The organism is Micromonospora orduensis (assembly GCF_006228125.1).
Classification (GTDB): Bacteria; Actinomycetota; Actinomycetes; order Mycobacteriales; family Micromonosporaceae; genus Micromonospora; species Micromonospora orduensis.
Map to the genome: position 1 here is coordinate 1 of NZ_VDFY01000057.1, position 6084 is coordinate 6084.

The 6084-nt window shown below is 73.1% G+C and carries 7 protein-coding genes; 4 read left to right on the forward strand and 3 right to left on the reverse strand.

The features are described 5' to 3' along the window. Both FHG89_RS00755 and FHG89_RS00760 read left to right on the forward strand, forming a co-directional pair. Positions 1 to 1381, forward strand: a 1381-nt coding sequence (locus tag FHG89_RS00755) for an ABC transporter ATP-binding protein (RefSeq protein ID WP_139581954.1), incomplete at its 5' end; no start/stop codon positions are given. Then, positions 1378 to 2178: an energy-coupling factor transporter transmembrane component T family protein gene (locus FHG89_RS00760; RefSeq protein ID WP_139581956.1), complete on the forward strand. Its 801-nt coding sequence runs from the start codon at positions 1378 to 1380 to the stop codon at positions 2176 to 2178. The genes FHG89_RS00755 and FHG89_RS00760, both read left to right, overlap by 4 nt. A gap of 183 nt (positions 2179 to 2361) precedes the next feature. Here the strand turns inward: FHG89_RS00760 and FHG89_RS00765 are convergent, their stop codons facing one another. Then, complete coding sequence (locus FHG89_RS00765; protein WP_139581958.1) at positions 2362 to 2814, reverse strand: hypothetical protein; 453 nt, start codon at positions 2812 to 2814, stop codon at positions 2362 to 2364. A 277-nt stretch (positions 2815 to 3091) separates the two neighbouring features. Between FHG89_RS00765 and FHG89_RS00770 the strand changes: the two genes are divergently transcribed. Together FHG89_RS00770 and gndA are read left to right on the forward strand one after the other, a co-directional pair. Then, on the forward strand, positions 3092 to 3388 hold the full coding sequence (locus FHG89_RS00770; RefSeq protein ID WP_139581959.1) for a thiamine-binding protein: 297 nt from the start codon (positions 3092 to 3094) through the stop codon (positions 3386 to 3388). A 122-nt stretch (positions 3389 to 3510) separates the two neighbouring features. Next, positions 3511 to 4953: an NADP-dependent phosphogluconate dehydrogenase gene (gndA, locus tag FHG89_RS00775; RefSeq protein ID WP_139581960.1), complete on the forward strand. Its 1443-nt coding sequence runs from the start codon at positions 3511 to 3513 to the stop codon at positions 4951 to 4953. A gap of 128 nt (positions 4954 to 5081) precedes the next feature. On the opposite strand, the gene FHG89_RS00780 is transcribed toward gndA, so the two are convergent. Both FHG89_RS00780 and FHG89_RS00785 read right to left on the reverse strand, forming a co-directional pair. Then, positions 5082 to 5843, reverse strand: coding sequence for a pirin family protein (locus FHG89_RS00780; protein WP_139581961.1), 762 nt, complete (start codon positions 5841 to 5843; stop codon positions 5082 to 5084). Beyond that, positions 5840 to 6084 (reverse strand): hypothetical protein (locus FHG89_RS00785; RefSeq protein WP_244295064.1); only part of this gene is annotated, 245 nt, incomplete at its 5' end. The genes FHG89_RS00780 and FHG89_RS00785, both read right to left, overlap by 4 nt.

Here is a 6084-nt window from a genome sequence, read left to right on the forward strand (position 1 = left end):
GGCCTGGGCTCTGCGGGGCGTTGACCTGCGGGTCGAGGACGGGGAACGGGTCCTGCTGCTCGGGCCCTCCGGTGCGGGCAAGAGCACGCTGCTCAGCGCGCTTGCCGGACTGCTGCCCGACGATTCCGGCGAGCAGGAGGGCACCGTCGAGATCGACGGCCTCGACCCCCGCAAGGCTCGGGAACGCGTCGGCATCGTCTTCCAGGACCCGGAGACGCAACTGGTGATGGCCCGCAGCGGCGACGACGTGGCGTTCGGGCTGGAGAACCGGGGCGTACCCACCGACGAGATCTGGCCCCGCGTCGACGAGGCGCTGCGCCGGGTCGGATTCCCGTACCGCCGGGACCGCAACACGGCCGCGCTCTCCGGCGGTGAGCAGCAGCGCCTGGCCCTGGCCGGCGCGCTGGCCCTGCGACCCGGCCTGCTGCTGCTCGACGAGCCGACCGCCAACCTCGACCCGGCCGGCGCCACACTGGTCCGGCAGGCGGTGGCCGGCGCGCTGGACGCCGACACCACGCTGATCCTTGTCGAGCACCGGGTCGCCGAGGCGTTGCCGCTTGTCGACCGGGTGGTCGTCCTGGAACCCGGCGGCGGGGTCCGCGCCGACGGGCCACCCGAGGCGGTCTTCGCCGCGCACGGCGCCGCCCTCGCCGCCGAGGGCGTCTGGGTGCCCGGTCACCCCGTCACGCCCCGGCCGGCCACCGCCGCCCCCGGGGAGGTGCTGCTCACCGCCGAACGGCTCGGCCTGCCACCCCGGCTGGGCCCCACCGACCTGGCGGTACGCGCCGGCGAGGCACTCGCCGTGCGGGGACCGAACGGCGCCGGCAAGTCGACGCTGGCCCTGCTGCTCGGCGGGCTGCTGAAGCCGGGCACCGGCCGGGTCGCCGCGTCCGGCGAGCTGGCCGGATCGGATCACCGCACTCCCCCGCACCGCTGGCGCGCGCCCGCGCTGGCCCGGCGGATCGGGTCGGTCTTCCAGGACCCGGAGCACCAGTTCGTGACCGGCAGCGTCTTCGACGAGCTGGCCCTCGGCCCGCGCCGCACCGGCCAACCCGAGACAGCCGTCAGGGACACCGTCACCGAACTGCTGGACCGGCTGCGGCTGGTGCGGCTCGCGGCAGCCAACCCGTACACCCTCTCCGGTGGGGAGGCGCGGCGGCTGAGCGTCGCGACCGCCCTGGCCACCGCGCCCCGCCTGCTGATCTGCGACGAACCCACCTTCGGCCAGGACCGGCGGACCTGGCAGGAGCTGGTGGATCTCTTCGCCGACCTGCGCGACGCCGGGCACGGCGTGGTCACCGTCACCCACGACGCGGATTTCGTCACCGCGCTCGCCGACCGCACCGTCACGCTGCACCCCACCCCGGACGGCGACCGATGATCAGCATCGAGCCGGTCGCCGCGCCCGACGCTCCCCTGGCCCGCCGCAACCCGGTGGCGAAGGTGGCCGCCGCGCTGATCTTCTCGTTCATCCTGCTGGCCACCCTGGACCCGGTGGCCCCGGCCATCGCCATCGCGTGCGAACTCGCCCTGCTGCCGCTGTTCGGCATCCGCTACCGGGTGCTGGCCCGGCGGGCCCTGCCGCTGCTGCTCAGCGCCGCCGGCATCCTGGTCACCCTTGTGCTGTTCGCCGCCGACCGGTCCGGCCGGGTCCTGCTGGACGCGGGGCCGGTGCTGGTGAGCACCGGTGTGCTGCTCACCGCGCTCGGCCTGGTGCTGCGGGTGTTCGCGGTGGCCCTGCCCGGTGTGATCGTCTTCGCCACCACCGACCCCACCGACCTGGCCGACGCGCTGATCCAGAACGCGAAGGCGCCGGCGCGGTTCGCCATCGGTGCGCTGGCCGCGTTCCGGCTGGTGCCGCTGCTCGGTCAGGAATGGCAGATGATCAGCATGGCGCGACGGGCGCGGGGCGTCGACGCCGGACGCAACCCGGTGGCGAAGCTACGGCTGTTCACCTCCACCGCGTTCGCGCTGCTGGTCGGGGCGATCCGTCGCGGCACACGGCTCGCGGTGGCGATGGACGCGCGGGGCTTCGACGCCGGCACACCACGCACGGTCGCCCGCCGCCAGCCGTTCACCCGCGCCGACGCCCTCCTGATCGCCGGGTCGGTCGCCCTGGCCGGCGCGGCCCTGACCACGAGCATCCTCACCGGCGCCTTCCGCCCTCTGATCGGCTGACCCTGACCCCTTCTCTCCCCACAGCGCGCCGACCGGCGTCTGTAAGCGCCGCCGGGCCGGCATGATCCGCACACCATCGCCGATGGTGCTGCTTCGTCGGGCGGTGAGGCAGCACCATCGGCGATGGTGCTGCCTCACCGCCCACAGCGTCGGGACAGCGCGCCGGGTGGGTGCCGGGTCGGGTCAGCTGCGGCGGAAGGCGTAGCGGCGGCTCTGGCCGGCTTGGTGACCACGCCCCCCGGCCGAGCGTGTCCCGCCACCCTGCGGCGGTCCGGCGGTCGGTGCCTTCGGTCGCCCGGCGACCTTCGGCAGGTCTGCCACCACCGGCGCGTCGACTGCTGCCGGCACGTCGAACGGCGGCACCAGCTCACCCGGCGACACCGCCGGCGTCGCCGGCTGACTCAGCGCTGCCGGCAGCGCCGGCTGACTCAGCACCGCCGGCAGCGCCGGCTCGACCAGCACTGCCGGCTCACCCACCTCCGCCGGAAGTGCCAGCTCGACCAGGAGCGCCGGTTCGACCGCGAGATCGAAGTCGGGGCGGGTCGGTAGGAGCGCGTCATGGCCGGCCGCCGGGTCTGTGCCGGCGGACGTGGGTGCGGCTGTACGGGATTTCTTCCGGTTGCGCCTGGCAGGCATCCGGGCCTCCTTCGGTGCCGACCGTCACGGCCGGCCCGCGTTCCGGCGGTCGGTCGGATCGGCTGGTGACCGCCGCGGCGCGACGGTCGAATGGGGAAGGACAGCTCACCGGGGCCGGCATCGCCGGGATGGCGGAGTGGATACGGACGCCCGGGAGCGCACGGACCGCGACGCGGGGCGGCGGACCGGCTCGGAGAGTGGGGCGTCAGTTGCGCATGCCCGTACGGTAACCACCGCCCGGCGGGACGCGCACCCGATTTACTGGCACGATCGGCGCATGCTGATCGCTTTCTCGATCACCCCGCTGGGCGGTGACGACTCCGTGGGCGACCTGGTCGCCGAGGCGGTGCGGGTGGTCCGGGAGTCCGGCCTGCCCAACCGGACCGACGCCATGTTCACCACCGTCGAGGGCGAGTGGGACGAGGTGATGGCCGTGGTGAAGCGGGCGGTCGACGTGGTCTCCGCGCGGGTGCCCCGGGTGAGTGTGGTGCTCAAGGCCGACGTCCGGCCCGGGGTCACCGATGCGCTCACCGGGAAGGTCGCCCGGATCGAAGCCCGCCTCGCCGAGGGCTGACCGACGCCACTGTCGGCAGCACGGCGGCCACCCGGAGTATCGCAATGTGGATCACCCGGTACGTACTGGCGCGTACCGCGATAGGTTCAGGTCAATAGCGGCGGTGAAAGGTGGCGGCACGGATGGCTGAGCAGGCGACGGCGCAGATCGGTGTGACGGGGCTGGCGGTGATGGGCCGCAACCTGGCCCGCAACCTGGCCCGAAACGGCTTCACGGTGGCGGTGCACAACCGATCACCGGAGCGCACCCGCAGCCTGATCGCCGAGCACGGCGACGAGGGCACGTTCGTGCCCGGCGAGACGATTGCCGACTTCGTGGCGTCGCTGGAACGGCCGCGCGCGGTGATCGTGATGGTCAAGGCCGGCGCGCCCACCGACGCGGTGATCGACGAGTTGGTGCCGCTGCTGGAGGAGGGCGACATCATCGTCGACTGCGGCAACGCCCACTTCGCCGACACGCGTCGTCGCGAGGAGGCGCTGCGCGCGCAGGGTCTGCACTTCAGCGGCACCGGCGTCTCCGGCGGCGAGGAGGGCGCGCTGCGCGGGCCGAGCATCATGCCGGGCGGCTCCGACGAGTCGTACGCCAAGCTCGGGCCGATGTTCGAGAAGATCGCCGCGCATGTGGACGGTGTGCCGTGCTGCATGCACGTCGGGCCGGACGGCGCCGGGCACTTCGTCAAGATGGTGCACAACGGCATCGAGTACGCCGACATGCAGCTCATCGCCGAGGCGTACGACCTGCTGCGGGCCGGCCTGGACGCGACGCCGGCCGAGATCGCGGAGATCTTCCGGGACTGGAACAACGGCGAGCTGGAGTCGTTCCTCATCGAGATCACCGCCGACGTGCTCGCGCACACCGACGCGGCGACCGGCCGGGCGTTCGTGGACATCGTGCAGGACCGTGCCGAGCAGAAGGGCACCGGCCGGTGGACCGTGCAGAGCGCTCTGGACCTGGGCATCCCGATCACCGGGATCGCCGAGGCGACCTTCGCCCGCTCGCTCTCCGGGCACGTCGACCAGCGCGAGGCGGCACGCCGGGCGTTCCCGGACGCCGGTGAGAAGTGGCAGGTCGCCGACCGGGACGCGTTCGTCGAGGACGTCCGCCGGGCGCTGCTCGCCTCCAAGATCGTCGCGTACGCGCAGGGCTTCGACCACATCCGCGCCGGCAGTCAGGAGTACGACTGGGACATCGACCTCGGCGGCACGGCGACGATCTGGCGGGGCGGCTGCATCATCCGCGCCCGCTTCCTGAACCGCATCCGCGAGGCGTACGACGAGCAGCCGGACCTGCCGACGCTGCTGGTGGCGCCGTACTTCGCCGAGGCGGTCGGTGCCGGCGTGCCGAGCTGGCGGCGGGTCGTGGCCGACGCGGCGCGGGCCGGGGTGCCGACGCCCGCGTTCTCGTCGTCGCTGGCGTACTTCGACGCGCTGCGCGCGGAGCGGCTGCCCGCCGCGCTGATCCAGGGCCTGCGGGACAACTTCGGCGCGCACACCTACCAGCGCGTCGACCGCGAGGGCTCGTTCCACACCACCTGGGCCGGCGACCGCACCGAATCCCCCGCCTGACGGCGCCACGGCGCCACGGCGCCACGGCGCCACGGCAAGATCGTGCTCGATCCAGGATGTAGTGGCTTCCCGACAACGGGAGGCCACTACATCCATGTTCGAGCGTGATCATGGGGAGACGCCGGGCGTCAGGCGACTGTGGCGTGCATCTCCCAGACGAGGATCTCGGCTGGTTCATCGGCGGTGACCCGCCGACCGCCGGTCATGGTGAGGCGGGCCGCGTCGCCGGTGCCGAGCGGGCCACTGCCCTCCAGGGTCACCGTGCCGTCGGGCACGTACAGGTGCACGAAGGGCGCGTCCGGGATGGTGACCTCGTCGCCGGGGGCGAGCCGGGCGGCGTGCAGGGTCGCGTACCGGTTGCGGATGCGGATCGCGGACGCGCCGTCGTAACGCTCCATGCCGGAGGCGATCGGCACCAGGCCGCCGCGGAGCAGCTCGTCCTCGATCTCCAACTGCTCGTAGCCGGGGTCGACGCCCTCCTCGTCGGGGAGCACCCACATCTGCACGAAGTGCACCGGGTCGCTGTGCGGCTCCTGGTTGTTGAGCCGCCAGGCGTCGTTCTTCTCCGAGTGCAGGATGCCGGTGCCGGCGCTCATCCGCTGCGCCAGCCCCGGGTAGATCACCCCCGAGTGGCCGGTTGAGTCCTGGTGCACCAGCGAGCCCCGCAGCACCCAGGTCACGATCTCCATGTCCTGGTGCGGGTGGGTCTCGAAGCCTGCGCCCGGCCGGACCACGTCGTCGTTGTTGACCAGCAGCAGTCCGTGGTGGGTGTTCGCCGGGTCGTAGTGCCTGGAGAACGAGAAGGAGTGCTTGGAGTCCAGCCACGAGATCCGGGTGGCGAACCGGACCTCGGCACGGCGTACGTCGACCGCCGGAGCGGGGGCGGTCACCAGGCACGCTGCCCGGAGTCGGGGGTGGACGGCGCCCAGGTCAGCGCCGGCTCGCCGGTGGCCAGCTCGGCGATCTCACCGGTACGCAGCGCGGGCGTGTGGCCGAACTCGGCGCAGTGCTGCTCGGCGATCTCGGCGCAGATGTCGGCCACCTGCTCGCAGATGGGGTCGCCCAGATCGGCGGCGTTCAACGCCATGATCATCTTGTACCGGAGATCCCGCACACCCACCCCCCACCACC

What these genes read in the sequence shown, in the direction of transcription:
- FHG89_RS00760 (WP_139581956.1), top strand. Translation starts at nt 1,378, where the DNA reads ATGATCAGCATCGAGCCGGTCGCCGCGCCCGACGCTCCCCTGGCCCGC.
- FHG89_RS00765 (WP_139581958.1), bottom strand. Translation starts at nt 2,814, where the DNA reads ATGCCTGCCAGGCGCAACCGGAAGAAATCCCGTACAGCCGCACCCACG.
- gndA (WP_139581960.1), top strand. Translation starts at nt 3,511, where the DNA reads ATGGCTGAGCAGGCGACGGCGCAGATCGGTGTGACGGGGCTGGCGGTG.
- FHG89_RS00770 (WP_139581959.1), top strand. Translation starts at nt 3,092, where the DNA reads ATGCTGATCGCTTTCTCGATCACCCCGCTGGGCGGTGACGACTCCGTG.